We start from the raw sequence: 25,702 nt of genomic DNA, 5'->3' as shown, positions 1-25,702 counted from the left end.
ATTATAAACTAAATAACAAAAACCTCATTTATTTATGATACGCTTCTCCGTAACTATTTTAAGTGAGGTTTTTCCATCTTTATTTATATATATCTGTGCTATTTTTGAAGATCCCTATTTAAAAGAAATATATTTTCTATCTCATTTCCTTGTTCATCATAATATTTTACTTGTGCTCCTGTTATATATCCTTCCGTGTCTCTATCAAGTACACTCCCTTGAATCTTTAATAAGGCTTCTTCATTCATAGGTAGGTTTACTTCTTTTGTTTCATAGTCTCTTTCGCATACTATTTTTACTTTCATCTTTATCACTCTCCTTTATAACATTAGTATGCTTCAATAAAATCTAAAAAATAATAAACTTGTTTCATTTATTATTTCCTAACTTTATTATTTTTGATATATATTATTAATTCTTTAATTAGCCTATTTATTTATAAAGTTAGTATTAGTATAATCAAATAAAAAACTATGGGGGAAGATATATGAGTAATATAAAAGTAATTATTATGGATGTGGATGGTACATTAACTAATAGTAAAAAAGTAATTACCAAAAAAACTAAGGACGCTTTAATTAAAGCACAAGAAGCAGGAGCTCTCCTAATTCTAGCATCAGGAAGACCTACATCTGGCTTAATAGATTTGTCTAGAGAATTAAAAATGGATGAAAATCATGGTCTTTTAGTTTCCTTTAATGGTTCTAAGGTCGTTGATTGTCAGACTAATGAAGTTTTATTTAATGAAACAATGAGTATTGAAGACGGACAAGCAGTGCTTGAGCATATGAAGAAATTTGATGTTAAACCTATGATTGATAAAGGTAACTATATGTATGTTAATGATGTTTTCAACAATCAGATACATTATAAAGGCGAGACTTTAAACATAATCCAATATGAATCTCGTGGTGGTAAATTCAAGTTATGTGAAAAGGATGATTTAGCAGCCTTTGCTGACTATCCATTAAATAAAATTTTAACTGCTGGAGATCCTGAATATCTACAGGCAAATTACAAAGAAATGATGGAACCATTTAAAGATACTTTAAGTTGCATGTTTACAGCAGCTTTCTACTTTGAATTTACTGCTAAAGGAATTGATAAGGCTAAAGCATTAGATACTGTACTAATTCCTATGGGATATAAAAAAGAAGAAATGATTGCTTTTGGAGATGGACATAATGATGCCTCAATGATTAAATATGCTGGCATTGGAGTAGCTATGGATAATGCGGTAGATGATTTAAAAGCTATAGCTGATGAAGTAACTTTATCTAATGAAGAAGATGGTATTGCTCATACACTAAATAAGTACTTAAAGGATATAGATATTTCAAAGTATTCTTTCGCTTAAAACAGTAAAATTTAACAAAATATTGTCTAATGTTCATGAGGTGATCTTCATGAACATTTTTAGTAAATTAACCAACTTAACTGAAAATGAGAAAACATTAGTCGGCTATATGCAGGATAATCCTGAATCCTTTGTAAGAATGAGTGCTCTTGAAATTAGCAAGTCTTACTTAATTTCAACTTCAACTATTTATAGATTTTGCAAGAAATTAGATTTATCAGGACTATCAGAATTAAAAATACAAATTACTTACTTCATAATGGTTATATAATACTTTTAAAAATTAACCTAAAATATAAGAAAGATTAAAATTAGATTGAAAATTAACTTCTTTTATTAATTTCCTCTGTTATTACTGATTTTGAAATATACATGGCTCTTATTATTTTATTGAAACGACTGTAATTAGATGTACCCTCTTCAAATTTTGATTGTGCTTTTTCACATTTACTAATAATTGAAGATACAGGTGTAAGTGCTTTTGTTAATTCTTCCTTTGTATATTTCCCCACAATACCCTCATTTGTTATTAATGACCTTGAAATGTATAGGGCTTTTAATCTATTCTTGAGTAATGTGTGTTGTGATGTACCCTCTTCAAATTTAGGATACATTTTTTCACATCTACTAATAGTAGACGATACAACTTTTAGTGCGTCCTTCAATTCCTCTCTTGTATACTTTTCCATACGCCTTCCCCTTCTGAAACTATTTGTTTTATTACATTAATTAACTATACTATATTATACATTATAAAATTTTCATAAATTAAGACTTAATATCTTTAGTTCACTCTTCTTTTCTTACATCATCTTTACAAATATATTATATTCCAATGAATATAAGGTTTATTAACTCAGTTAGTGCCTTACGCTGTGATTCATTTGAATCTATATAATACTAATTTTTTTCCCCTTCTGTATTAATATTTACAATTTTTGAAAAAGAATAATCATTAATTTAAACCACTTAACTATAAGTTAAATTATTAAAAGATAGACTTTATTCAAATGAATCCTTTGAATATGTTAGACCAACCTGTGCTAAATACTGTAACTCTATAGTCCAGTCTAGCCAATCCTTATTTAATTTGTTTTTTAAATTAAAACATCTAAAATTTCTTTAGGCTCTTTTAGCTTATAAGTTGCCTCTATGCATTCTGAATCATTTGCTCCCCATAATGCTAGTGCAGAATCAACACCTGCATTTTTAGCACATTGCATATCATAAATTGAATCACCAATGTAAATTACATTGCTTCTTTTAGCATTAGCTATTTCTAAATATTTTTCCATAGGATCTCCATTTGGTTTATGCTTCTTAGTATCATCAGCACAAACTACTACATCAAAGTATGGATGTAATCCAAATTTTAAAAAGTCATCTTCATATTCCTTTTTTGTCTTAGATGTTATAATTCCTAGTTTTATTCCATTTGACTTTAAAGCTTGTACTATCTCTCTTACTTGAACAAAGAGAACTATTTCATCAGCATAGTCACTTAAATAGTTATTCCACTTTTCCTCTACTCCTTTTAAATCTTCAATATCTAGCTTTTCTAAAGTATTTTTTCCTGGAATACCTAATGAAAATCTTAATTCATCTAATTTTTTTCTTATGCCTTTCTCTTCTAATACAACTCTTTGCAATGATTTTAAAACAGCACTCTCTGAATCTATTAAAGTCCCATCAATATCAAATACTACATGTGAATATCTCATATAATCTCCCCCTTTTAATTTTTACTCTCAATTAAATCAGTGGCAATTTTGCCCAATCCATACTCATAGTCACAAATAAATTCATCAGATAAAATAAGCTCTGGCATTACTTCTTGTGGAATCCTAAGCTTGCAATAATCTATTATCTCTTCTAATTTATCTGATATAAATGAATTATTGTATATGACTATTAAATTAGGGTTTACTAAGGCTATATATGATTGAATTATTTTTCCATAATACTCAACAATATTAATTCCATGAAACCCATTTTTACAATAACTTAGATTATTATCATCTATAGGAAGATAATGTATCTCTCCAGCAAAGCTAGCTGCACCTTTCCAGACATTGCCGTTAAAAATCATTCCTGCACCTACTCCATTGTCACCCATATATATGTTGACAATTACTTCATCATCTTTATTATCATGTTTTTCCCAGTATCCATTAATTGCAACATTCATATCATTTTCTACTTCTATAGGTATATTATATTTCTCTGTAAAATATTTAATAATATCTACCTCTTCTAACTCTTTATATTCTAAATATGATTCTACTTTTCCATTAGCAACATTACTTGCAATACCAATTACTATACTTGCTAACTGACAATACTTAGATTTTGTTAAAGATACTATGCTATCGATTTCTTCAACTATACTATTTTTTAATACTACAGCCCCAGAATCTATTTTTCTTCTGCAGAAATCATTTAATATCCAATTTATTTTATTACCTTCTAAATATAATAATAAAGAAACTGCATACATTGGATTAAGACCATATTTTTTTGCACATCTTCCACCCAATGAGCTTTTTAGACCTACCTCAATTACTTCTTCTTTTTCGATTAAATACTCTATGATTGTACTAACAGTTGGAAAGCTTAATCCTGTATACTTAGCTATATCTGTTTTACTCATAGCTTCATTCTCTTTTAGCACTTCATAGATATTTTTAATATTTAAACTTTTTATAGTCACTGAATTTGCCATATATCTTAAATCCTCCAAACTTTTTAAAATAGTTTTAAAAAGTATTTTAATAATTTAATTAAAGCAGTTTTTACTTTAATTGTCAATAAAAAACTCTTACCTTTTTTTAATAAAGGTAAGAGTTCTACTTTTCTAAGTAATAATATATATTTAAATTATCTTCTATATATAACACTTTAATTTTAAAGCTACCCAATAAAGTTAAATTTAATCTATTAATTATTTTTTGCTTTATCTATTATTATTATATCCAATAATAATTATCTCCTTAACAACTATCTCTTATATTTATAATAGTTATAACATAGATTTTTATTATTTTTAAAATAGAAGAGTGTCCACTTTATGAACACTCTTCGTCTTTGAATTCTTCAGGAACATACTTTACTAAAGCACAATTTTTAGTAACAAGTTCAGTATCTAGAATCCTTCCACCTTCAAACTTAGCTATCTTATTTCTCCAAATTTCATTTTGTCTATAATAATCATCTTTAATTTTTGAAAATTTGTGGTTCTTCTCAAACACATGATACCCAAAGTCAAGCTCTTCACTTACCCTAAGTTCCCCTTCTAAACATTTTTCACTCATCCAAAGGTTTATCTGAAAGGTATGGCTTGTATTATTTTTAATCTGAAAGTCTCCATAATTATAAAATATAGTAGCACCACTCCCAAAAGGAAGTACTCTGCCATTATCAGGGAATGGATCAAAACCATGATGGTGTCTCTCTATTACAGTAAGAGGACTATGTATTGTAAGCCAATTTAAAAGATTTGCAATTTGGCACAATCCTCCTCCAATTCCTGGCCTTGCTTCACCAAAACAAAGCTCCATCCCTTTAAGATATCCTTTCTTTTTTGTTGGAAGTCCAACTAATTTACAGAAGGAAAAAACCTCTCCTGGTCTTATGATAATTCCATCTATCTTTTTTATAGCTATCTTTAAGTTTTCAACCTTATTAAGCTGTAACTGTCTATCGCTATCCCCTAATTTTCTGATTAAAACTGACTGGTGCTTTTTAACTCTATATGGTAGTTTAGTAAAATCCCTTTCCTTTGCAAAATTTATAGAACTAAAATACCACTGTTTGTATCTAAGTATACGCCTATACCAAACAGCTAAAAAATAAAATATTGGTCCCCTTTGACTTAATAACTTCTTTTGCATTCTAATCTCCCCATCCAACTATTATCTATAAAACTATTATAAATAATATATTTCAATTCACCGCCTTTACATTTTACAATATTATGGATTTTATTTCAATAATAGGATACTACGAGTTGTTATTCATTCATTTTAATATCTTATATAAAAACTCTACAAACTATAACTTTAACGAAGTCTGTTTCTCGTTCTAATTTTATGATTATTTATTTGGGTATGATTACTCAGCTTCTTGATGGTGTAGATAATAAAAAATGACAGTTATAAGTTACATATTTAAAAATATGAATAAATCAACCAATACTCTTTTAATAACTGATAGAGATTTAGTTAAAAAATATAACGTATCATTAGATATAGTTACTAAGGCAATAAAGTTATTGAAAGGAAATAATATTATTGTAAAAACAAATTTTATTATGATTAATTCATAAGGATGATGCGGCTAATGAAACTCCCCTATTGACATGATTTAAAGAAATAGAAGAATAATGTATGTTTAAAAATGATTAATAGAATAGAATTTTTAACAAGAAAAAAAGATGAGCTTGTCCAAATAGCCATAATAGCTAAGAATTGACTATTACGATTACACTTTACTATTTGAAAAGATAACATTTTTAAATGAGTTGATTGATTAAATAAAAGCTGAAAAAATACGCAGATTAATATCTGCGCAATCTTAATAAATTTTACTACTTAAATTATTATACCTTCAAAATGATCTATTTCATGCTGAATAACCTGTGCAGTAAACCCAGTAAATTTTTCTTTGTGCTTTTTAAAGTTTCTATCAAGATATTCTACCTCTATTGTTTCATATCTCATTGTTTTTCTAAAACCTGTTAAAGATAAGCAGCTTTCTTCTGTCTCATAACTTTTATCTTTCTTTAATATAACTGGATTCACCATAGGAACTATAATATTTCCTACGCTAAATACTAATATACGTTTTTTTACTCCGATCATATTAGCAGCCATTCCAACACAACGGTCTAGATTTGCTCTTAATGTATCTACTAAATCATCAATAACTGATATATCACTTTTAATTGCTGGTTCTGATTTCTGTCCTAAAAATAATACATCCTTTACAACTGGTCTTATCATATTTATTCCAACCTTTCTATATGACTAAGTAATTTTAGTCATATAAATCTTTATTTTATTTCTACATCTTCAAATATTGTATTTGCTGTTATCCATTGATCCATTCTTACATGAGTTACTATAAGAAATAATCCAAATGTTATTATACTTAATAACCACCAAAATAACCAATGAAATATTAACTCACTAGGTTTACCTATAAACTTTAACCTTCTTCCACAAATAACTGTATGATGACTTTTCACTTTATATTCCATGCATAATGCCCATGGATATCCTATACCTAAAGTTAAAACACATATTAAAACAAATTTTATTTTTAATATAATATAATCTTTAACCTGTTTATCAAAATATGAATCATACTTTATTTTGTTTTCTATTATAGATGAACATATCTTCACGTCTATCACCTCAATAACCTTTATATACTCTTTTTTACTAATTATTTAATAAATTTTCTTTTACATTTAACATTTTAACAGTATTTTTATTTGCTTTATTTTTTTAACTTTATTTTTAATAAATATTTAAATTCATATTCATAAGCTTTACAGATTTAACTTATTAATATTAAAGTTTTATATGATTTATTTTTAAAATATAAAATTAACTTCTTCTAATAAAATCTTTAATTAAGAGAAAAAAAATACTATACTTAAATAATGAAAGTAAATATTGCATTTATATATAAATGCAATATTAAGTACAAGCAATATACCGTCGAATATGAAATATCAAATTGAGGAGTTTATATATGAGAAAAAAAGATATACTTGAGTTAAAAAAGCGTTTCAAAAAAGATTACTGCACATTCAGCAAAATGTGTGGTTGCTATGTTAATGGAGAAAAAAATACTATTTTAAAATTTAGAGAAACATTTCTAAATTTAGATGAGGATGAATACTTTAAATATTTAGAAATTGCTAAAAAAGTCTTATCTGGAACTATAGGCAACAACATTTTAGAGCTTAACTTTCCACTTAACGAAGATCTTATAAACGAAAAACAAATTTCACTCATGCAACTTAAAAACAGTCAACTAAATGATGATACTTTACTTGATGATTTTTATAAGTCTATCATAGATAGTTATGATTATACAGGTAATTTCTTAATACTTATTTTTAATGACTCTTATGATGTTCTTACAAAAACTAAAGATAATCAAAAAATAGACGAGTCTGAAGAAGTTTACGAATATGTTTTATGTGCAATATGCCCTGTAGAACTTTCAGAACCTGGACTTAGATATTTTGAAGAAGAAAATAGTATAAAAGCACGTATTAGAGATTGGATAGTTAAGCCACCAATTAATGGTTTTGTATTCCCTGCATTTATTGATCGTAGTTCAGATGTTAACTCTATTATGTATTACACAAAAAATGCAAAGGATACACATCCTGAATTAATGGAAAGTGCTTTAGGTTGCTACTCAAAACAGACTGCTACTATACAAAAAGAAACATTCCAATCAATTATTAAAGACTCTTTTGGTGCTGATGAAAAGAAGGCTGATAAAGTTTTTATGGACATACAAGATAATCTAAATGCTATGGTAGAAGAATATAATGAAATGTATGATGATACAGACTCAGAACCTATAAGTTTAAAAAATAAAGATATCCAAAATCTTTTAATAGAAAGTGGAGTTCCAGAAGAAATTACTACTAAGATTGAAAAATCCTATGTAGAAAGCTTTGGTGATGATATTCCTCTAGCAGAAAATTTAATTGATTCAAAGATACTTAAAGCAAACGAGCAAAGAAAAAAGGAAGAACACCTAAAAAAGCAAGTAGAAGTGCTTCAAACTAGACTTGAACAAGTTAAACAAGAGGTTGCTGTAGATAATGAAGCTACCCCATCTGCAGAAATTGATGATACTGTAGTTTCAGAAGAAGTTTCAGAAACTAATCTAGAGGATAATTTAGAAAAAGATTCAAAAAATAATGAAGAAACTTCTAATGCAGATTCAGAAGAAATCTTAGAAAATAATGAAGAAGCTCCTGATACAAACGTAGAAGATAGTAATATTGATTCTGATTATGATGTTATACTTCAAGTTAAACCTGAAAAAATACCTGAAATAAAATCTCAAGTAATTGATGGACAAAAATGTATAGTTATTCCTATCAATGATGATGAACAAGCTAAAGTTAATGGCTTAGATGACTTGATTTAAGTTATATTAATTGAGGCTGTATTTAAATATAGTTTTGATTTTTAAATGCAATCCACTGAAAAATGCTAACAAACAAAAAGCTCAGCAAATTAGCTGAGCTTTTTGTTCCTATTATTTTAATATTATGAAATGGTTATTATATATTAGATTAATATCACTTCTATTTATTCTTCTAATATATCATTTCTGTATTCTAAAATATCTCCAGGTTGGCATTTCAATTCTTTGCAAATTGCATCTAAAGTTGAAAACCTAATTGCTTTTGCCTTTCCATTTTTCAATATAGAAATATTCGCCATTGTTATTCCAACCCTCTCTGAAAGTTCTGTTACACTCATTTTCCTTTTAGCAAGCATAACATCAAGATTAATTATAATCGCCATATTATTCACCTCAGACCGTTAAATCATTTTCTGATTTTATATCTATGACATTTTTTAATAGCTTTTGAAGAACAGCAGCAAATACCCCAATCACAAAAGCTGCAAAAACAATAACCATTCCTATTACTATAATACCAGGAGCATCCTCTTTATCAGCTATGATATATAATAATGGTAGTCCTAATACATACAAGATGCTGATTGTCATAGCACAGTATTTTATATTCTTTAAAGCTTTTACAGATAAATATGAGAAAGCTTCATTTTTATCAATATAGCTTAAAATTCTTAAAGCCTGATACAGTGCAATGAAAAATGGTATCGCTGATACATATACAACTATTATAAAATGATACAAATCTTTATTTATTTCTGCCGCTCTATTTGCTATTCTAGGCAACAAAAATATACATAACCCAAGAGCTATAATTCCAATAAGAAAAATAACTGCCTTTAAAAAGAGCGTTTCTCGTTTCATAAAAAGCACCTCACTTCTAAATTTCTATATATAGAATAACCTTATTTTTATCGTTTTGCAATAAATAGTTATTAAAATTTATTATTTATTTATCGACATATTCTATATTTCTTAATAAAAAAGAGTATTCCTGATTTGCACAGAAACACTCTCCAGATTTTATATTTTATTAATAAGTAAATATATATCTATTTCACGATATATTTCAACTTTTCGTTACTTATTTAGAATTGTCTTATCATAATTATAAGGTTAATTCTAAACTTAACATATAGTATAATTTTATTTGTTTTACTTATTCACTTCATCATATATCTTTTTATTATTAATTTTGATAATTAAAATCTTGTTTTATTAAGTATGGAAATTTTTTAATTTCATCTCCATCTAAATCTTCCTTATTCATATCAACAGCATTTATTCTATTATTATAATAATTTTTATAATAGTAAATTCCTTTTTCTTGACTCATACAAGCTGTATATGTAGTTAAGTCTTCTAGTCCATCTTCTGTTATAACTCCACCCTTCACCATTTTTACATAATCAAGCATATTGAAAAACTGAGTAATAGCAGCTTCATCATCTTTTATATTAGGCATATTAGCTCTAATATATGCAATTCTTATAAATCTTGAAACAGAGGCAAAATCTCCTGGAATTCCTAATGTTCCAGCTCCAATACCTAATGCTCTTAAATTCTTATTGCTCCATTTAGCTTCTTTTGGGTGATTAGGAGTAATATATAAATACTCATTTAAATTTGTTAAATGCCAATCAAATTTTGGGTTATTAGTCATAGCTCCTACTGGATTATCATAAACTGCAATCCCTTCTTTAGTCTTTTCAACTACTATTGATTTTCCTGCTTTATCACAGATCATCCAATGAAGCATTGCTACTGGTGTACTTTCATTTATAGGAACATTTACTAGTTCTATATCTTTAATATTATTTTTAACTTCATCTACTGTTTCATAATTAGCTAATACCCAATATATAAAATCATATGGTGCAATATTATTTTTTCCTTCTACTAGCTTTTCTTCAAAGTAAGCATAATCTGCAAAATTCAATCCTGCACATCCTAATCCTTTTTCATTCATGCCATCAGCCATAGCAAGATGATTATCAATAACAGTTCCCATCCCAATAATTGCATAATTACATGTCATAATATTTCCTGTGGCTTTATTTTCGTTCTTATAATTTCTTGGTACAATTAAAACTGATTGATTAAAGTTATATGCCAAATCCATGTTTCTCCCAAAGAAATTATGTCCTTCGTTTGATTTAATACTTAATGCTGTACACATATTATCACCTCATTATTTTATTATTTACTATAATTAGAATAGTATTTTATATTTTCTTTATTATCTTCGTATTTAATTATTTTTCCTTCATAATGTCTTTCACATTCTAAAGCATTAGATACCGTGCTCTCTAAAATTAATTTATAATCATCATCGTAACAATATAAATATAATCCATCTTTTCTTAAAACATAAGAAATAGGAAATACTTCTATAACTTTTCCTTCTACTTCTACCTTCATAAAAGTTTTGTTATCCATACACTTATTAATTACTTCATGTATGTTATTTTCATTATTACCTTTCTCTTCATCCAAATCTATTATGAATTTTTCTTCTAACTCGGATAATATTTCTTCACATTTTTTAGAGTTAATAAATCTAAACTTATCGATAAGGTTTGATTTTTTTAAATCACTCATTATATTTTCTGAAATATATAATGATAGGATTAAATCTTTATAATCATTTTTCGTTAATATATATTTGGCTATTATATAATTTGGATCTATTTCTATACCACCATTCTTGCCTCTATACGAAATTATAGGAATTCCTAAAATTGATAATTTATCTAAATCTCTCTGTATAGTTTTTTCTGATACATTAAATGTCTTTGCTAATTGTTTAATTGTAGTTTTAGAATTAATTTTTAATAAATAAAATAATATTTCCAATAATCTCATATTACTCTCCTTAAAATAACTATAATTTAATTATTACTTGATGATTTTGTAATTATTATAATACTTAATTAAGACATTTATAGTCCTATTTAAATTTTTTAAAATGCCTATTTACAAAAATTTATTTTATTTAAAAAGGCTTCACTTTTATTAATATATATTTTAGTTATTTGTAATTTTAATATTATTAAATCATTACTTTAAATATTTAATAAAAAAAGAAAAGCACTTATAATTAAAATAATAGTGCTTTTCTCTTAATTAAATCTCTACTTTAACATTTCTAATTTTTCATAACATAAATTACGAAATAGCTGACAATATTTATTAAATCCACTACGTCCAATTAGATATATGTTTGGCATATAACTCATTCTCTTTTTTGAATATTCAATACGCTCAATTCCATTATCTAAGGCTGTATGGTTGCTAAGTGCTATTTGAACATTTTTATTTTCGGCCTGTTCCATAAAATAGTCTAATGACTTCATATAAATAATAATATCATTTAAATTAGATGGTGGATTAGAACCTCCCCATAAAGCGGCCCAATATGTTTTATTATCTTCTGTTACATTAAATATAAAACTAAGTCCTCCAGGTGTATGTCCTGGTGTATCATATATAAAAATCACTTTATCGCCAAGAGTTATCTTATCACCATCTTGAACATAAACATCAATATCATAATCTTTATATGTCTCAGGTCTATTTTTTTTAATGGGTTCATCTCTCCAAAAAATATCATCTCTTTTAGATAAATATGTTTTAGCATTATATTTATTTACAATCCACTTTCCACACCCTGTATGATCTGCATGTCCATGAGTTATTACTAACTTTTTTATAGACTTTGGATTCCATCCTATATCTTTAATTGCATATATAATGGCCTCAAAAGCTTCTTTGCATGGCCAAATTGCATCTATTACAATTAATCCTTCACTTGATTTTAATACAAAGCAATTTGTTTCTTTTTGTGCAATAATAAGCAAATCATCAAATATAAGCGCATGTGTGAAATAAGACATATCCTCCATTGCTTTTATTGTTTCTAATGTAATAATTGGTTTTTCTAATCTAAACATTTTTTACTCCTTTAATAATCATTTTTAATTAATCAAAAACGATGTACAAAATTTCATATTAAACGTTTCATAAAAGTTACTAAATACAATAAATTTTTGATGAAACTTTTTTCTACGCTCTGTACAACGTTTCACCTATTGATTTGTACAGAGCAAATCCTATTCTTTGGATGCATTTTTAAATATTTCTTCATATTATTTACCACCAAATCTTTCAGTTTATTAACATTATCTCTTAGATTAAATTCTATAGAGCATCCATTTTTAGCTGATTCCATATAATCAACTACAAAATGATATCTTAATTTTAAACTCTTAATATTGCTTCTAACACTTTTTCTACATTAATTATCATTCAATCATCACAAAAGCACAACGCTCATCTCACATTACATAATTAATATATTTTTTGTTTCATACTTATTATAAAGTAACTTTATCTAAATAAATATTAGAATACTAGAATATTGCAGCATTATTTTATCCAATTATACACTATAAAATCCTACAGCAACTTATAATCAATACTTTTACTCTCACCAGAAATCATATTTTTTATATTTACTTCATTCCTTTTAACCTCATCTTCACCAATTAATATTACATTCTTAACACCTATTTTATTAGCATAATTCATTTTTTTCTTTAATGAATCCTCTTCAAAATAAATTGTAACCTTCTTTCCATTTTGCTGAATACATTTCATAACTTCTAATGAATATTCAATTGTATCTCCTATTGGAATTATTAAATAATCTAAACCTTTTTTCATTTCATATTTATCTATAAATCCTATTTCCTTTAAAACAAAGAATAATCTAGTTATACCTATTGATATACCAACTCCAGGTAATATATTATTAGTATAATTTCCAGCTAAATTATCATATCTTCCCCCTGAACAAATAGAGCCATAGCCTTCATTTCCTATTAATATCGTTTCAAAAACTGTTCCTGTATAATAATCTAAACCTCTTATTATCTTTAAATTTATTTCAAATTCTTCATCACTTACACCTAATATTGATAATATAAAACACACCTTATCTAACTCTTCTATTCCTTCAATAAAATCTTTATTTTTAATATTAAGTTTTAAAAGTTCTTCTATTCTATCTTTATTAGTGCCACTTATATCTAATATTTTATTAATATACTCACTTTTATAAGCTCCTATAAGATTTTTTAACTCCTTAGAAAACAACTCTTTACCTATCTTTTCATACTTATCTATTAATATCATAACTTCATTAACTTTTTCTATTTCTAATTCATCTAATATACCTTTTAATATCTTTCTATTACTTATTTGAAATCTATAATTAGTTAATCCTATCGCTTTAAAAGCTTTAGAAGCTAAACTTATAACCCATGCATCATTATCTATGCTTAACTTTTCTTTGCCTATAACATCAATATCACATTGATAAAATTCTCTATATCTACCTTTTTGATTTCTTTCGCCTCTATATACCTTTCCTATTTGATATCTTTTAAATGGAAATACTAAGTCGTTATAATATTGTGCTACATATCTAGCAAATGGTACTGTTAAGTCAAATCTTAAAGCTAAGTTGTTCTTTCCCTTTTGAAAATTATATACTTGCTTTTCTGTTTCTCCACCAGTCTTTGCAAGTAATACTTCTGCTTTTTCTATTATTGGTGTATCTATTGCTAAACATCCATTATCTTCGTATACCTTTGTTATTTTAGATACTATATTATTAAATATTTGTTGATCCTTTGGTAGTAGCTCCATAAATCCTGGTAGTATGCTTGGTTTTATAATATTTCTTTTCATTTTAATCACTCCTATATATTTTTTATATAACAAAAGCCATGTAGGCATATATCCCACATGGCTCTAAATAAATTATGATTTCACTTAATTTATCATTACCTAGAGATACAAGCCTAATGCTAATAGACTTGTATCTGATTTTTTACAGACCAAGTCTCTAGTAATGATGATGTATTTTGCTTTGTTTAATAATATTAAGTGTTATCATAACTTTCCTCCTAAAATAATATTACTAAATATTATACGCTCAAATTATTTAATATTCAATTCTTATTATAAAAGTTTGTAGATTAATTCCCAGATAAACTTATGGCTATTTAAAAAATTAAGAATAAAAAAATAAGAGGTCTGAGTAATATAATCTCAAACCTCTTAGATTTTTAATCATAAGATTAATTAAATATTTATTCTTTTGTTTAAGTATTATAATTAAAAGAAGTAAGGGTATGGTGGCATAATAAAAGGATACTGTAATAGTGCTACTGTTGCTAGAGCACCAAATGGGAAAAATCTAGGTCTAAATGCTCTAAATCTCCTCCTTGGACGACCAAACCCAACAGGTTGACGCTGTAACTCTGATTCGCTTTCGCGGTCTTGCTCCATTACATCTTCACCAACTAACACCATAACACGGTCTGTCTGTACCTCCACAACAATTCCATCTAATTTACTTCCATCCTTCAGGGTTATCATAACATGGTAGTTTAAGCATTTTTTGCAATCATTATATATTGACTGTGTATCTCTGTAATAATTATTTTCTTCTAAGGCCATTTTTTAACAACCTCCTTTCCATTCCTATGATATTCATTTATATAAAGATTTGTACCACTGTAATTAATAAATATATATAAGATTTATAGATATAATAGATTAAATTTAGGAAGGATTCTTTTCTGTTCTAGCTAAAGGCTCAGCCTTAGTTATTAGCTTATCTTCATAAGCTTAGAAATTTTTTTCTCTAGTTAAAAATAAAATTAGTAAGTTTTATAATTTTAACCTTATATATTATAATAAAAATCCCATAGTTTATAATTTGTAAACTATGGGATCGATTCTATTATTTAAAAATTGAAAAAAGAAAAGATTATATATAAATTATGACATTATTAATTCTATTGGCTAAATCCTTGATTCTTTATATCTATTTTATCCTTTTCTACTTTTTCCATGTTTTTAATTGCAGTAGAAAGCATAAGCTTTATTCTGTTTAATTGGTTTACTTCACTAGCACCAGGATCATAATCTATTGGTGTAATATTTAAATAAGGATATCTTCTTTTAATTTCTCTAATCATTCCCTTTCCCATTACGTGATTAGGTAAACATGCAAAAGGTTGTATGCAAATCATATTACTAACTCCAGACTTCAATAATTTAACCATTTCTGCGGTGACTAACCATCCCTCTCCAGCTTGATTGCCAAGAGATAAGATATCACCAGTTTCTTTAGCTAATTTATCAATTTTTTCTGGCGCTATAAATCTTTTACTATCACTTAGTGACTTCTTCATTTCTGCTATATAAAATTCTATATATTTAATAGCCAATCTACCACCTAAGAAGCTTTTTAAGTTTCCACCTAACTTCTCATATTTAAATTTCTGATTATAGGCACAATATAATATAAAATACATTAAATCTGGTATTATTACTTCTGCGCCCTCCTTCTCTAATACTCCTATAATATTGTTATTTGCTAAAGTGTTATACTTTAAGAAAATTTCTCCAACCACTGCTACCTTTGGTTTAGCTACATTTTTAATTTCCAATCTATCAAATTCATTGACCATTTCTTTTGTAATATTTTTAAATTCCTTAAAGCTTCCACTAGCTATACTGTCTTTACATATATCAAGCCACTTCAAATAAGTTAATTTTGTTGAATCTTTAATTTTTTCATAGGGCCTTACTCTATTTATCATTTTTAGTAGCATATCTCCATAAGCTACTGCCATTAATGCTCTATTAATTATTGGCAATGTTATTTTGAACCCCGGATTATTCTCTATTCCTTGAGCACTTAAAGATATAACTGGTATTTTTTCATACCCTGCATCTTTTAACGCTTTTCTTATAAGAGAAATATAATTAGATGCTCTACAAGTACCTCCTGTTTGAGAAATCACCACAGAGATATTGTTTAAATCATACTCTCCAGACCTAAGTGCACTTATAATTTGACCTATTATTATAATGGCAGGATAACAAGTATCATTATTTACATATTTTAATCCCTCTTCTATGGTATATCGACTAACTGTAGGTAATACTTTCAAATTATATCCTGAGCTTTTAAAAGCAACTTCTAATAATTCAAAATGTATTGGAGAAAACTGCGGACAAAGTATTGTATGTTTTTCTCTCATTTCTTTTGTAAATATAGTTTTAGAATATGACTTAATTGGTTTAATATTTTTTGAGTTGGAACTTTGGGACTTATTTATATCATCCATAGCAGCTTTAAGAGAACGTACTCTAATTCTAGCTGCCCCTAAATTATTAACCTCATCTATTTTTAACAGTGTATATATTTTACCAAAGCTCTCCAATATTTCTTGTACTTGATCTGTAGCAATTGCATCTAATCCACATCCAAAAGAGTTTAATTGAATTAACTCTAAGTTTTTCCTAGTACCTACAAAATGTGCTGCCCTATATGTTCTTGAATGATAAGTCCATTGATCCAGTACTCTTAATGGTCTTGGAATTTCAACTAAATCAGCTACAGAATCCTCTGTAAACACTGCCAATCCCTCTTGTGATATCATATCTGCTATACCATGATTTATTTCTAAATCTAAATGATATGGCCTTCCACTTAATACAATACCTTTTTTACCACTTTTATCTAAGTATTCTAGAATTTCCAATGCTTTATTTTTTAAATCTTCTTTAACCTTGCTAACTTCTTCATAAGCCTTATCAACTGCAATGCTTATTTCCTTTCGACTTATATCAAATTCCTTTAGATCATCATATAAGTTCTTTTTCATTGACTTTATATCATTAAAATTTAAAAATGGATTTTTATATATTATGTCTTTACTTCTCAAAAATCCAATATTGTTTTTAACAACCTCTGGATAAGAGATTACTATAGCACAATTATAGTGATTATCTGCATTTTTATCTTCTAGTCTCTCATAAGAGATACATGGATAAAATATAAAATTTAAGCCTTTCTTTATAAGACTTGATATATGTCCATGAGCAAGTTTAGCAGGATAACAAATAGACTCTGAAGGTATAGTATCAATACCTTCATTGTAAACTTTCTTTGTAGAATTTGGAGATAATACTACTCTAAAACCTAGCTTTGTAAAAAGTGTGTACCAAAAAGGATAGTTCTCATACATATTTAAAACTCTTGGTATACCTACTTCTCCTCTTGTTGCTTCTTCTATTGAAAGAGGTTTATATCCAAAAATTCTTTTATATTTATAATCAAATAAATTTGCTGCTTTTTTTGTATTTTTAGTATCTCCTATACCTTTTTCACATCTATTACCGGAAATAAATTTTCTACCATCAGAAAATTTATTTACAGTAAGTAGACAATTATTACTACATAATCCACAATGCCTAAATTCATTTGATACTTTAAATTTTTCAATATCAGATTTTCCTAAAATATTAGAAACCTCATTTTCATTATGGTTATCTTTTGCAATAAGAGCAGCTCCGAATGCTCCCATGAGGCCAGCAATATCTGGTCTTACTGCCTCTTTACCAGTAACTTTTTCAAATGCTCTTAAAACAGCTTCATTATAAAAAGTCCCTCCTTGAACTATAATTTTTTCTCCAAGGTCTTCAAGCTTTCTTATTTTTATAACTTTGTAGAGAGCATTTTTAATTACAGAATAAGATAATCCAGAAGATATAGCTCCAATATCAGCTCCTTCTTTTTGAACTTGCTTAACTTTAGAATTCATAAATACAGTACATCTTGACCCTAAATCTACTGGACTTTTTGATAATAACCCTTCTTTTGAAAACTCTTTAATATCCATGTTTAAAGATTGTGCAAACATATCAAGAAAAGAACCACAACCTGATGAACAGGCTTCATTTAATTGAATAGAATTTATTACTCCATCTTTTATCCTGATGCACTTCATATCTTGACCTCCTATATCAAGAATAAAGTCCACATCTTTTAAAAAATGTTTTGCTGCTCTATAATGTGCTATGGTTTCAACTTCTCCAATATCAATATTTAAAGCTGACTTTATAAGTGCCTCTCCGTACCCCGTAACAGTGGCTTTAGCAATTTTTATTTTTTCATTAATTTTACTATATATATCTTTTAATATGTTTATGATGATTTGCATAGGATTGCCCTTATTGCTACCATAAAAAGAATATAATATAGTCCCTTCATTATCTATTAATATAGCTTTAGTAGTAGTAGACCCAGCATCTATACCTAAAAAAGCTTCTCCTTCATATGTATTTATATCTCTTATCTTTGCTTTGTATTTGTAATGCCTTTGTCTAAAGTCTTGTAATTCCTGTTCATTTTTAAATAATGGCTCTAATGTATCTGAATTAGCTATATCATTATTATCTAAACTCTCAACAGTTTTTAACAGTTGCTCAAAAGTTATAACTTTTTCTTTTTTGGATTCAATAGCTGCACCAATAGCCACAAATAGTTGAGGATTTTGCGGAAATAATATTTCCTCCTCCTTTAATTTTAAGGTGTCAATAAACCTTTTTCTAAGCTCTGATAAAAAGTATAGAGGGCCTCCTAAAAATGCAACATTTCCCTTTATTGGCTTTCCACAAGCAAGCCCACTTATAGTCTGATTTACAACAGCTTGAAATATAGATGCAGCCATATCTTCCTTGGTAGCTCCTTCATTTATAAGAGATTGTATATCAGTTTTTGCAAAAACCCCACACCTTGCAGCAATTGGATAAATTATCTTATAATTTTTAGCTAATTCATTTAATCCTTTAGCGTCTGTTTCAAGTAACGTAGCCATCTGATCTATAAAAGCACCTGTACCACCAGCACAAACCCCATTCATACGTTGTTCTAAACTACCTTCAAAATATGTTATTTTTGCATCTTCTCCACCTAACTCTATTACTACATCAGCATTATTTATAAAAACTTCAACAGCTTCTGTGCAAGCAATAACCTCTTGAATAAAAGATACTCCTAAAAGCTTTGACAGTGATAATCCACTAGACCCTGTTATCATTGCTGTAATATCATAATCTTTATATTTATTAAAAACTTCTTTTATAAAAAAAGCTGTAGTTTCTTTTATATTTGAATAGTGCCTTTCATACTTACTATAAATAATATTGCTATTGGTATCTAATAATACAATCTTAACCGTAGTTGATCCTATATCAATACCTAAATGTAATACTTCTTTCATAATCTTCTCATCCCAACATAAATTATTAATGTATAATACTTAAACATCATTTTATAATTCTGCCCTTTTTAATACCTAATATACCTATTTTGGGGTGTAAAAAGAGGTCATAAATATTTCATTCCGACCTGCACTTTAGAGTAGTAATCCATTAAATAAATATCTTCTAAATTCATTCATATTAAAATAATATCCTGGGCAACTTTTAGTTACTCCTTCAACCTCTCTATGTCCTATAACACTCTCTATCGGTATATTATATTTCTGCATCAGCATATTACACATATTACATAATGATTTTATTTGTTCTTTTGATGGATAACTTAAATCAAAGTTTCCGTTTAAACAAATTCCTATTGACTTATTATTAAAACCTTTAGTGTGAGCACCTATATGCATACCTCTACCCTCAATTATAGTTCCATTTTCCTCTATAAAATAATTATATCCAATTCCTTCCCATCCCAAAGTTTTATGATGATTATGGACTTTATGAATATTCCACCCTATTTCTTCAGTATGATGAATTATTATAAGACTCGGGTTTTTTAGTTCCTCTAACTCTTTGTCAAATTTAACTACGTCTCTTTTAATATATATATTCATATAACCTCCTTAAAGATCTAAATAAAATAAGCTCCATTTATTCCCTTTAATGTACCAATATTATTATATGTTCTTCCCTTAATTCATTGCTTATTAATACTTGAAGTTTCATATACTTCTAAAGCTTTTAAGGTCTTCTAACTTTTTTTAATTTCTCCTTGATATATACTCATTTCCATACAAAACAAAAAAGAACCAGCTCTATATAGAGTTGGTTCTCATTTATTATACTAGTTTATAACCATAAATGAATCATAAGAATTATAGAATGGCATAGTTAGTACTGAAGATTTTATAAATAATGATATTCTCTTTAAGTAGTACTATTTACATTACTCATTTTTTGCAAGCAATATATAAAATCCATATATATTAAAAATATTAATATAATACATTGATTATATTAATATTATATATCAATATATTAATATAATTAATTTAATAATTAAAATATTTAATAAAACTCTTTACATTTCATAAAAAAAGGAGTAATTTATTATTAGAGATTGGAGGTAATTTATGTATAAGTTATTAAGTCGTTGTCCAGTATGCTCTAATAAATTAAAGGCAATACGATTAAGATGTAATAGTTGTAATACTGTTATAGATAATGAATTTGAATTATCTAAATTTGATTATTTAAATAATGAACAATTATATTTTATAGAAACCTTTATAAAATGTAGGGGAAATATAAAAGAAGTTGAAAGAGATCTAGGCATTTCATATCCAACAGTTAGGGCAAAATTAGATGAGGTTATTGAAAGTTTAGGTTATTCATCAAAAGAAACTAAAGTTAAACAAGAAAATAAGGATATTTTAGCAGCTCTAGAAAATGGAGATATCTCAGTTGATGAAGCAATTAGTAAATTAAAAGATTAAATTTAGGAGGGATTATTGTGAACGAAGAAGTTATGACAGTGTTAAAAATGGTTGAGGAAGGTAAGATTTCTGCTGATAAAGCAAAGGAAATCATTGATGCTTTAGGAAATACATCAAAAAATACTGAAGCTATCACCCCTAAAAAATATGAGGATAAATTTTTAAAAGTTGAAGTTTTAAGTCATGAAGGAGATAAGGTCAATATAAAGTTACCAATTAAGGTAGTCAAAGAAGTTCTAAAGGTTACTGGTAAATTACCGATATCTAAATATGTTGAAGGTATGGATGAAATTGATATAGATGAACTAATGAATACTATAGTATCTTGCTTAGATAATGAAGTTATGGGAGAAATAGTAGATATCTGCTCCAGCGAAGGAGATACAGTTAAAATAGTTATAGATTAGAGGTTTCTAAATGATAGTTTCAATAAAAAGTAAAGAATTTAATTTAACTTTACCAGTGCCGTTATCTATGGGAGGTTTAATAATAAGATGCATTCCCAAAAAACAGCTTAATAAAGAGGAAAAAAAGATAGCTTTACAACTTTTTAAAGCAGTAAAAGGTAGCTTAAAGAGATATAAAGGATTAAAAGTGGTAGAAGTTGTGTCTCAAAGTGGTGAGCATATTACCGTTAAAATATAGCATAAGGAATATTCAAAAAAAGGTTGATCAAAGTGAACAACCTTTTTTTTGAATTAATAACTATAACTCCTTATTACATAAATTTTATCTTCCTCACCTAATTGAATATCATCAATCTCACTCATATAAACATTCTTATACTTAGGACTCTCTCTTATTTGACAATCCAAATTCAGTAAAAATCTCACCTCTTTAAGGAAACTATTCTTACTTTCTCTTACTAAGCAAGTTCACTTTAGCCAAATCGAATATTTGGAGGCTTATTTATGATAAGGTTCATTTCACTATTCTAAATTTATTTTTTATTAACTTTTTAAATTCTAAATAAACATTTTATCCCCAAACTTTCATATAAGTGTTAAAATATTAAAGCATGTAAACAAAATGCAAATTAATGATAACAATATAAAAAATATTTTAAATTACAGCTGTAATCTTATATTGAATTTAGGATAAACCTTAATTAAGCTTGCTTAAACTCATATAATTTAACAACTATAAGGGATAAATATAATTGTATTATTATCCAAGAAAGATGGTGTTACATTTTGAGAGTTAGTTTTTTTATGCCTGAATATATGAAAGGATTTAGTTGCGTTGGCCCAAATTGTACTGATACTTGTTGTGCCGGTTGGGATGTAAACATAGATGAAGCTACATTTAATAAATACGAAAATAGTAGTGACAATCTTAAAGCTCTAGTTAAGGATAAATATATTAGAAGTAATATACTTGATGATTCATTTAATTATGGATTTATGATTATTGGTGAAGAAAATAAATGTCCTTTCTTAAATAAAAATATGCTTTGTGATATCCATGGTTCTTGTGGTGAGGATAATCTTTCTATAACTTGCAAAAGATATCCTAGAGTTTTTAATATTGTTGATGATATATATGAGAAAAGTGGTCTTCCTTCCTGTTCTGAAGTATGTAATAAAGCATTTTTAAATAAAGAAAAAATGGAATTTATAGAATGGGAAGAAGATTTAGATGAAGATGCAGTTGAGATAAGAAGAATGATAGATAGTGAAGCCTTTAGTGGCACTGATAGCCTTCTTCAATATTTCTGGGATATAAGAATTAACTCAATAAACATAATGCAGAATAGAAATTTTAGCATTGAGGAAAGACTTAATATACTTAAAAGCTTTTATACAGAACTTGAAATTTTAAGAGAGGAAGCTTTAAGTGATACTAAAGATTATTATGATATTGAGATGCTTTTAGAAAACTTTGCTGATGATTCTATGGATTTTGATCCTTTAAAAGGAGAATCATTTGTAGAAAATACTAGCTTTTATAATTCAATCTTAAATGATAATATCTTTGATAAGGTTATTGGAGCTAGGCTAAAAGATTATTTAGGTAATTTAAGAAAAGATATTTTAAATGTAGAAGATGATTTTAGTAATATAAGTTGTAATACCATTGCTGAATTAAATCTAAATAGCTCTAATAAAGTTAGCTCTAGAGATTTTGAGCTTAGTAATTATTCTTACATCTTTGAAAACTACTTAGTAAACCAAATCTTTAAAAATATTATACCTTTTAATAGAGGAGAAAATTTAAGTGATAGTATAAAGATTCTTATTAATAGCTATAGAATTATTAAGGGGTATCTTCTATGCTCTTATGAATATTCCCATGAGATGATTACAGAAAATCAAATAATAAAAATTATTCAAGCCTTAAGTAAGGATACTGAACATAATAAAGTATTTAAATTTATTTTAGAGAATAGTTAATTAAAAAATGAGTAACTATATAAGTCTAAAGACTTATATAGTTACTCATTTATATTTTCTTATTTAATATAAATTATTTACTTCACAAATTTCCTATATGAATCTAAGGAACTTATATGTTTTATAAACATTCCTAAGTCTATTAAAAGCATTATAATTGATATTAAAAAGGCTGGTATTATAGTTATAACGCATATTATACTAGTTAAACATAATATTGGTTTGTTGATTTTTATATTTTGATTTTTTATATTCTTCAAACTAGATATTGCTGCCAAAATAAATATAATTATTCCTATAATCATTATTGAATTAATTAAAAAGCTCATATTTTTACTTTTACTATTTAATGCAATAGCAAGTGATGTAATGATAAAGGTTATAATATTTACTGGATACAGTCCTGCCAAGAAATAGTCTAGTTTTACCTTGTCACATATATAAATTCTTATTATAGCTAAACAAATTAGCAACACTAATACTACAATGATAATCCTCCTCCAATGTTTATAATTTTATATCTCTGTTTTAAGCTTTTATCTTTCTAAAAATATAAGTAAGGACAATTCCTCTCTCATCTTGATTTTCAATATAATTAATTAACTGAAATGACTTATTTATATCTTCAAAATCAGTTAGTTTGATTAAGTCCTCTTTTCTAAATTTAGAATCTACCTTATTATTATCTCCAAAACCACAGATAAATAAAATTCCATTATCGGTTAAATGATTTTTTAGATTTTTAAGTTGCTTCTTATTTAATCTATAGTGATTAATTACAATATTATCAAATATACCAATGTGATCTAGTGACCCATCTATGCTTAAATCAATTTGTTTTGTATTTACTAAATAGTTCTTTCTTTTAGCAAATCTTTCTAAGCGATTAAGAGCTTTGCTACTAAAATCAATTCCTGTTACTCTAAATCCATTTTCAATTAGAAATATTGTATTTCTTCCATCTCCACATGCAATATCAAGAACTGTACCTTTCTTAAAATACTTTATACTTTGAACTAATGATTTTTCTGGATTTAATAGTTTATCACTTCTATTAGAAAACTTCTCATCCCAATAATTCTTATTTCCCATGTATTCCATTTTAGCTCCACCTTATATTCTTTTAAATAACCATTTATATATAATCTTTATATCTATTTCTTTATATTTTTGCATACAACAATGAATCTATGCTCAAAACTTTCAATATAACCTTTAGTCTTTAATTCATCATTTAATTTGCAAAGTTCATCAAAGCAATTATCTACAGAAAAATTAGGGAATTCCCATTCTATGATTTTAGCAAAATACACTATTGCTCCAACATCATAAAATCTTAAATATGGAAAATATTCATTTTGGTATATAATATCAAAAGAATTTTCTTCAAGTTCTATTACTACATTATCTAAATTAATATTTGAAAATTGTGGCTTAAAGTCTTTTATTAATCTCTTAGACATGCTTTCATTATTCTTTCCACCAACTTGCTGAGTAATAAATATTCCATTTGGCTTTAATATTCTTTTTACTTCCTTTTCCTCATAGGATTCATGCCTATTTATAACTATATCAAAGGAGTTCTCTTTAAAAGGTAACTTGCTATCATCATATACTTGATTTACATCTATCCCTAACGGAACCAATCTTTCATTACATACTTTCACATTAGGTTCCCATTTTTCTGTTACTGAAGTCTTTTTATAGGGATGCTTTAATGATAATAGAAATTCTCCTCCACCAGTACCCATGTCAAGTAATGTATAAGTATTTTTTAAATAGTTTTCTACTATATTTTTATAGTCCCAAGGTATAAGTTCCTCTTCCCATCTATTATCTAAATAAGAAAAATCCCATCCCTTAAAACTCATATCTTCATCCATTTTCCATAATTCTTTTAATTTATTATAATCCATAACTGTTTACTCCTTTATATTGCTATTTTTCTTATAATAAGGGCAGTGCAGTTAGCTGATAGTAAATTAATTTATCTCAATACAATCTACTATCAGATTATCTAAACTGCACCGAGTAGTTAATTCGCTTTATTCTCATTAAAGATATTCACCTACTTTCAAAGATACTATTTATAGTATCTATATATAGATTATATAATTATTACCATTATTTGTATA

26 protein-coding genes and 1 pseudogene are annotated in these 25,702 nt (G+C 26.8%); 8 read left to right on the top strand and 19 right to left on the bottom strand.

Going from position 1 to position 25,702, the window contains the following annotated elements; genetic code table 11:
* Positions 1–98 precede the first annotated feature (98 nt).
* Entirely contained in the window at positions 99–305 is a 207-nt protein-coding gene (locus JOC62_RS01755) for a hypothetical protein (RefSeq protein ID WP_204593432.1), read from the bottom strand.
* A gap of 182 nt (positions 306–487) precedes the next feature.
* On the opposite strand from JOC62_RS01755, the gene JOC62_RS01750 reads away from it, so the two are divergent.
* Both JOC62_RS01750 and JOC62_RS01745 read left to right on the top strand, forming a co-directional pair.
* Complete coding sequence (locus tag JOC62_RS01750) at positions 488–1,357, top strand: Cof-type HAD-IIB family hydrolase (protein ID WP_204593431.1); 870 nt, start codon at positions 488–490, stop codon at positions 1,355–1,357.
* 49 nt (positions 1,358–1,406) lie between these two features.
* Complete coding sequence (locus JOC62_RS01745; RefSeq protein ID WP_243424982.1) at positions 1,407–1,628, top strand: MurR/RpiR family transcriptional regulator; 222 nt, start codon at positions 1,407–1,409, stop codon at positions 1,626–1,628.
* A 52-nt stretch (positions 1,629–1,680) separates the two neighbouring features.
* Here JOC62_RS01745 and JOC62_RS01740 read toward each other — a convergent pair whose 3' ends face one another.
* The 5 genes and pseudogenes from JOC62_RS01740 to JOC62_RS01720 all read right to left on the bottom strand — a co-directional run bounded on the left by JOC62_RS01740 (position 1,681) and on the right by JOC62_RS01720 (position 5,247).
* Complete coding sequence (locus JOC62_RS01740) at positions 1,681–2,046, bottom strand: hypothetical protein (protein ID WP_204593430.1); 366 nt, start codon at positions 2,044–2,046, stop codon at positions 1,681–1,683.
* Positions 2,047–2,359: 313 nt separating this feature from the next.
* A pseudogene (locus JOC62_RS19460) lies at positions 2,360–2,428 on the bottom strand (NUDIX hydrolase N-terminal domain-containing protein); the annotation flags it as partial.
* A 26-nt stretch (positions 2,429–2,454) separates the two neighbouring features.
* The gene (locus tag JOC62_RS01730; protein WP_204593429.1) at positions 2,455–3,078 is read right to left on the bottom strand and encodes an HAD family hydrolase; all 624 of its coding nucleotides are present in this window, start codon (positions 3,076–3,078) and stop codon (positions 2,455–2,457) included.
* Positions 3,079–3,092: 14 nt separating this feature from the next.
* The gene (locus JOC62_RS01725) at positions 3,093–4,079 is read right to left on the bottom strand and encodes an ROK family transcriptional regulator (RefSeq protein ID WP_204593428.1); all 987 of its coding nucleotides are present in this window, start codon (positions 4,077–4,079) and stop codon (positions 3,093–3,095) included.
* Between the two features lie 343 nt (positions 4,080–4,422).
* Positions 4,423–5,247, bottom strand: coding sequence for a VanW family protein (locus JOC62_RS01720; protein WP_204593427.1), 825 nt, complete (start codon positions 5,245–5,247; stop codon positions 4,423–4,425).
* A gap of 254 nt (positions 5,248–5,501) precedes the next feature.
* Between JOC62_RS01720 and JOC62_RS01715 the strand changes: the two genes are divergently transcribed.
* Positions 5,502–5,681 (top strand): replication/maintenance protein RepL, encoded by a 180-nt coding sequence (locus tag JOC62_RS01715; RefSeq protein ID WP_204593426.1) that lies wholly within the window; start codon positions 5,502–5,504, stop codon positions 5,679–5,681.
* Positions 5,682–5,946: 265 nt separating this feature from the next.
* On the opposite strand, the gene JOC62_RS01710 is transcribed toward JOC62_RS01715, so the two are convergent.
* A complete protein-coding gene (locus JOC62_RS01710; RefSeq protein WP_204593425.1) occupies positions 5,947–6,357 on the bottom strand; it encodes a peptide deformylase in 411 nt (136 codons plus the stop codon).
* A gap of 50 nt (positions 6,358–6,407) precedes the next feature.
* The gene (locus tag JOC62_RS01705) at positions 6,408–6,761 is read right to left on the bottom strand and encodes a YjgN family protein (protein WP_204593424.1); all 354 of its coding nucleotides are present in this window, start codon (positions 6,759–6,761) and stop codon (positions 6,408–6,410) included.
* Between the two features lie 353 nt (positions 6,762–7,114).
* On the opposite strand from JOC62_RS01705, the gene JOC62_RS01700 reads away from it, so the two are divergent.
* Positions 7,115–8,539 carry a DUF4317 domain-containing protein gene (locus tag JOC62_RS01700; RefSeq protein ID WP_204593423.1) on the top strand — a complete coding sequence of 475 codons (1,425 nt, stop codon included), beginning with the start codon at positions 7,115–7,117 and terminating at the stop codon, positions 8,537–8,539.
* Between the two features lie 164 nt (positions 8,540–8,703).
* On the opposite strand, the gene JOC62_RS01695 is transcribed toward JOC62_RS01700, so the two are convergent.
* From JOC62_RS01695 to JOC62_RS01655, 9 genes are all read right to left on the bottom strand, one after another.
* A complete protein-coding gene (locus JOC62_RS01695) occupies positions 8,704–8,922 on the bottom strand; it encodes a helix-turn-helix domain-containing protein (RefSeq protein WP_204593422.1) in 219 nt (72 codons plus the stop codon).
* A 10-nt stretch (positions 8,923–8,932) separates the two neighbouring features.
* A complete protein-coding gene (locus JOC62_RS01690) occupies positions 8,933–9,400 on the bottom strand; it encodes a DUF2975 domain-containing protein (protein WP_204593421.1) in 468 nt (155 codons plus the stop codon).
* A gap of 325 nt (positions 9,401–9,725) precedes the next feature.
* Positions 9,726–10,715: a choloylglycine hydrolase gene (gene bsh, locus JOC62_RS01685; protein WP_204593420.1), complete on the bottom strand. Its 990-nt coding sequence runs from the start codon at positions 10,713–10,715 to the stop codon at positions 9,726–9,728.
* Positions 10,716–10,735: 20 nt separating this feature from the next.
* Positions 10,736–11,401 (bottom strand): helix-turn-helix transcriptional regulator, encoded by a 666-nt coding sequence (locus tag JOC62_RS01680; protein WP_204593419.1) that lies wholly within the window; start codon positions 11,399–11,401, stop codon positions 10,736–10,738.
* Between the two features lie 269 nt (positions 11,402–11,670).
* Positions 11,671–12,489 carry an MBL fold metallo-hydrolase gene (locus JOC62_RS01675; protein ID WP_204593418.1) on the bottom strand — a complete coding sequence of 273 codons (819 nt, stop codon included), beginning with the start codon at positions 12,487–12,489 and terminating at the stop codon, positions 11,671–11,673.
* Between the two features lie 505 nt (positions 12,490–12,994).
* Entirely contained in the window at positions 12,995–14,290 is a 1,296-nt protein-coding gene (hisS, locus tag JOC62_RS01670; protein ID WP_204593417.1) for a histidine--tRNA ligase, read from the bottom strand.
* A gap of 429 nt (positions 14,291–14,719) precedes the next feature.
* Entirely contained in the window at positions 14,720–14,941 is a 222-nt protein-coding gene (locus JOC62_RS19085; RefSeq protein WP_243424980.1) for a hypothetical protein, read from the bottom strand.
* 464 nt (positions 14,942–15,405) lie between these two features.
* On the bottom strand, positions 15,406–19,686 hold the full coding sequence (locus JOC62_RS01660) for a 2-hydroxyacyl-CoA dehydratase (protein ID WP_204593415.1): 4,281 nt from the start codon (positions 19,684–19,686) through the stop codon (positions 15,406–15,408).
* A 135-nt stretch (positions 19,687–19,821) separates the two neighbouring features.
* Complete coding sequence (locus tag JOC62_RS01655) at positions 19,822–20,292, bottom strand: peptidoglycan recognition protein family protein (protein ID WP_204593414.1); 471 nt, start codon at positions 20,290–20,292, stop codon at positions 19,822–19,824.
* Between the two features lie 519 nt (positions 20,293–20,811).
* Here JOC62_RS01655 and JOC62_RS01650 point away from each other — a divergent pair.
* The 4 genes from JOC62_RS01650 to fliB all read left to right on the top strand — a co-directional run bounded on the left by JOC62_RS01650 (position 20,812) and on the right by fliB (position 23,567).
* Positions 20,812–21,174, top strand: a complete 363-nt coding sequence (locus tag JOC62_RS01650) for a DUF2089 domain-containing protein (protein ID WP_204593413.1) — start codon at positions 20,812–20,814, stop codon at positions 21,172–21,174.
* A gap of 17 nt (positions 21,175–21,191) precedes the next feature.
* Positions 21,192–21,581 (top strand): SHOCT-like domain-containing protein, encoded by a 390-nt coding sequence (locus tag JOC62_RS01645; RefSeq protein WP_341534781.1) that lies wholly within the window; start codon positions 21,192–21,194, stop codon positions 21,579–21,581.
* A 10-nt stretch (positions 21,582–21,591) separates the two neighbouring features.
* Positions 21,592–21,819, top strand: a complete 228-nt coding sequence (locus JOC62_RS01640) for a hypothetical protein (RefSeq protein WP_204593412.1) — start codon at positions 21,592–21,594, stop codon at positions 21,817–21,819.
* 548 nt (positions 21,820–22,367) lie between these two features.
* Positions 22,368–23,567: a flagellin lysine-N-methylase gene (gene fliB / locus JOC62_RS01635; RefSeq protein WP_204593411.1), complete on the top strand. Its 1,200-nt coding sequence runs from the start codon at positions 22,368–22,370 to the stop codon at positions 23,565–23,567.
* A 528-nt stretch (positions 23,568–24,095) separates the two neighbouring features.
* On the opposite strand, the gene JOC62_RS01630 is transcribed toward fliB, so the two are convergent.
* Positions 24,096–24,668 carry a class I SAM-dependent methyltransferase gene (locus JOC62_RS01630; protein ID WP_204593410.1) on the bottom strand — a complete coding sequence of 191 codons (573 nt, stop codon included), beginning with the start codon at positions 24,666–24,668 and terminating at the stop codon, positions 24,096–24,098.
* 53 nt (positions 24,669–24,721) lie between these two features.
* Positions 24,722–25,483 carry a class I SAM-dependent methyltransferase gene (locus tag JOC62_RS01625; protein WP_204593409.1) on the bottom strand — a complete coding sequence of 254 codons (762 nt, stop codon included), beginning with the start codon at positions 25,481–25,483 and terminating at the stop codon, positions 24,722–24,724.
* Between the last annotated feature and the right edge of the window lie 219 nt (positions 25,484–25,702).

Source organism: Clostridium sardiniense (assembly GCF_016907995.1).
Classification (GTDB): Bacteria; Bacillota; Clostridia; order Clostridiales; family Clostridiaceae; genus Clostridium; species Clostridium sardiniense.
Note: the sequence above shows the minus strand (reverse complement) of the source record. Positions and strands in the feature narration are given on the sequence as shown.

What these genes read in the sequence shown, in the direction of transcription:
- JOC62_RS01630 (WP_204593410.1), bottom strand. Translation starts at nt 24,668, where the DNA reads ATGGAATACATGGGAAATAAGAATTATTGGGATGAGAAGTTTTCTAAT.
- JOC62_RS01625 (WP_204593409.1), bottom strand. Translation starts at nt 25,483, where the DNA reads ATGGATTATAATAAATTAAAAGAATTATGGAAAATGGATGAAGATATG.
- JOC62_RS01675 (WP_204593418.1), bottom strand. Translation starts at nt 12,489, where the DNA reads ATGTTTAGATTAGAAAAACCAATTATTACATTAGAAACAATAAAAGCA.
- JOC62_RS01750 (WP_204593431.1), top strand. Translation starts at nt 488, where the DNA reads ATGAGTAATATAAAAGTAATTATTATGGATGTGGATGGTACATTAACT.
- hisS (WP_204593417.1), bottom strand. Translation starts at nt 14,290, where the DNA reads ATGAAAAGAAATATTATAAAACCAAGCATACTACCAGGATTTATGGAG.
- bsh (WP_204593420.1), bottom strand. Translation starts at nt 10,715, where the DNA reads ATGTGTACAGCATTAAGTATTAAATCAAACGAAGGACATAATTTCTTT.
- JOC62_RS01660 (WP_204593415.1), bottom strand. Translation starts at nt 19,686, where the DNA reads ATGAAAGAAGTATTACATTTAGGTATTGATATAGGATCAACTACGGTT.
- JOC62_RS01640 (WP_204593412.1), top strand. Translation starts at nt 21,592, where the DNA reads ATGATAGTTTCAATAAAAAGTAAAGAATTTAATTTAACTTTACCAGTG.
- JOC62_RS01690 (WP_204593421.1), bottom strand. Translation starts at nt 9,400, where the DNA reads ATGAAACGAGAAACGCTCTTTTTAAAGGCAGTTATTTTTCTTATTGGA.
- JOC62_RS01745 (WP_243424982.1), top strand. Translation starts at nt 1,407, where the DNA reads ATGAACATTTTTAGTAAATTAACCAACTTAACTGAAAATGAGAAAACA.
- JOC62_RS01725 (WP_204593428.1), bottom strand. Translation starts at nt 4,079, where the DNA reads ATGGCAAATTCAGTGACTATAAAAAGTTTAAATATTAAAAATATCTAT.
- JOC62_RS01755 (WP_204593432.1), bottom strand. Translation starts at nt 305, where the DNA reads ATGAAAGTAAAAATAGTATGCGAAAGAGACTATGAAACAAAAGAAGTA.
- JOC62_RS01680 (WP_204593419.1), bottom strand. Translation starts at nt 11,401, where the DNA reads ATGAGATTATTGGAAATATTATTTTATTTATTAAAAATTAATTCTAAA.
- JOC62_RS01715 (WP_204593426.1), top strand. Translation starts at nt 5,502, where the DNA reads ATGACAGTTATAAGTTACATATTTAAAAATATGAATAAATCAACCAAT.
- JOC62_RS01650 (WP_204593413.1), top strand. Translation starts at nt 20,812, where the DNA reads ATGTATAAGTTATTAAGTCGTTGTCCAGTATGCTCTAATAAATTAAAG.
- JOC62_RS01710 (WP_204593425.1), bottom strand. Translation starts at nt 6,357, where the DNA reads ATGATAAGACCAGTTGTAAAGGATGTATTATTTTTAGGACAGAAATCA.
- JOC62_RS01655 (WP_204593414.1), bottom strand. Translation starts at nt 20,292, where the DNA reads ATGAATATATATATTAAAAGAGACGTAGTTAAATTTGACAAAGAGTTA.
- JOC62_RS01740 (WP_204593430.1), bottom strand. Translation starts at nt 2,046, where the DNA reads ATGGAAAAGTATACAAGAGAGGAATTGAAGGACGCACTAAAAGTTGTA.
- JOC62_RS01695 (WP_204593422.1), bottom strand. Translation starts at nt 8,922, where the DNA reads ATGGCGATTATAATTAATCTTGATGTTATGCTTGCTAAAAGGAAAATG.
- JOC62_RS01730 (WP_204593429.1), bottom strand. Translation starts at nt 3,078, where the DNA reads ATGAGATATTCACATGTAGTATTTGATATTGATGGGACTTTAATAGAT.
- JOC62_RS01700 (WP_204593423.1), top strand. Translation starts at nt 7,115, where the DNA reads ATGAGAAAAAAAGATATACTTGAGTTAAAAAAGCGTTTCAAAAAAGAT.
- JOC62_RS01720 (WP_204593427.1), bottom strand. Translation starts at nt 5,247, where the DNA reads ATGCAAAAGAAGTTATTAAGTCAAAGGGGACCAATATTTTATTTTTTA.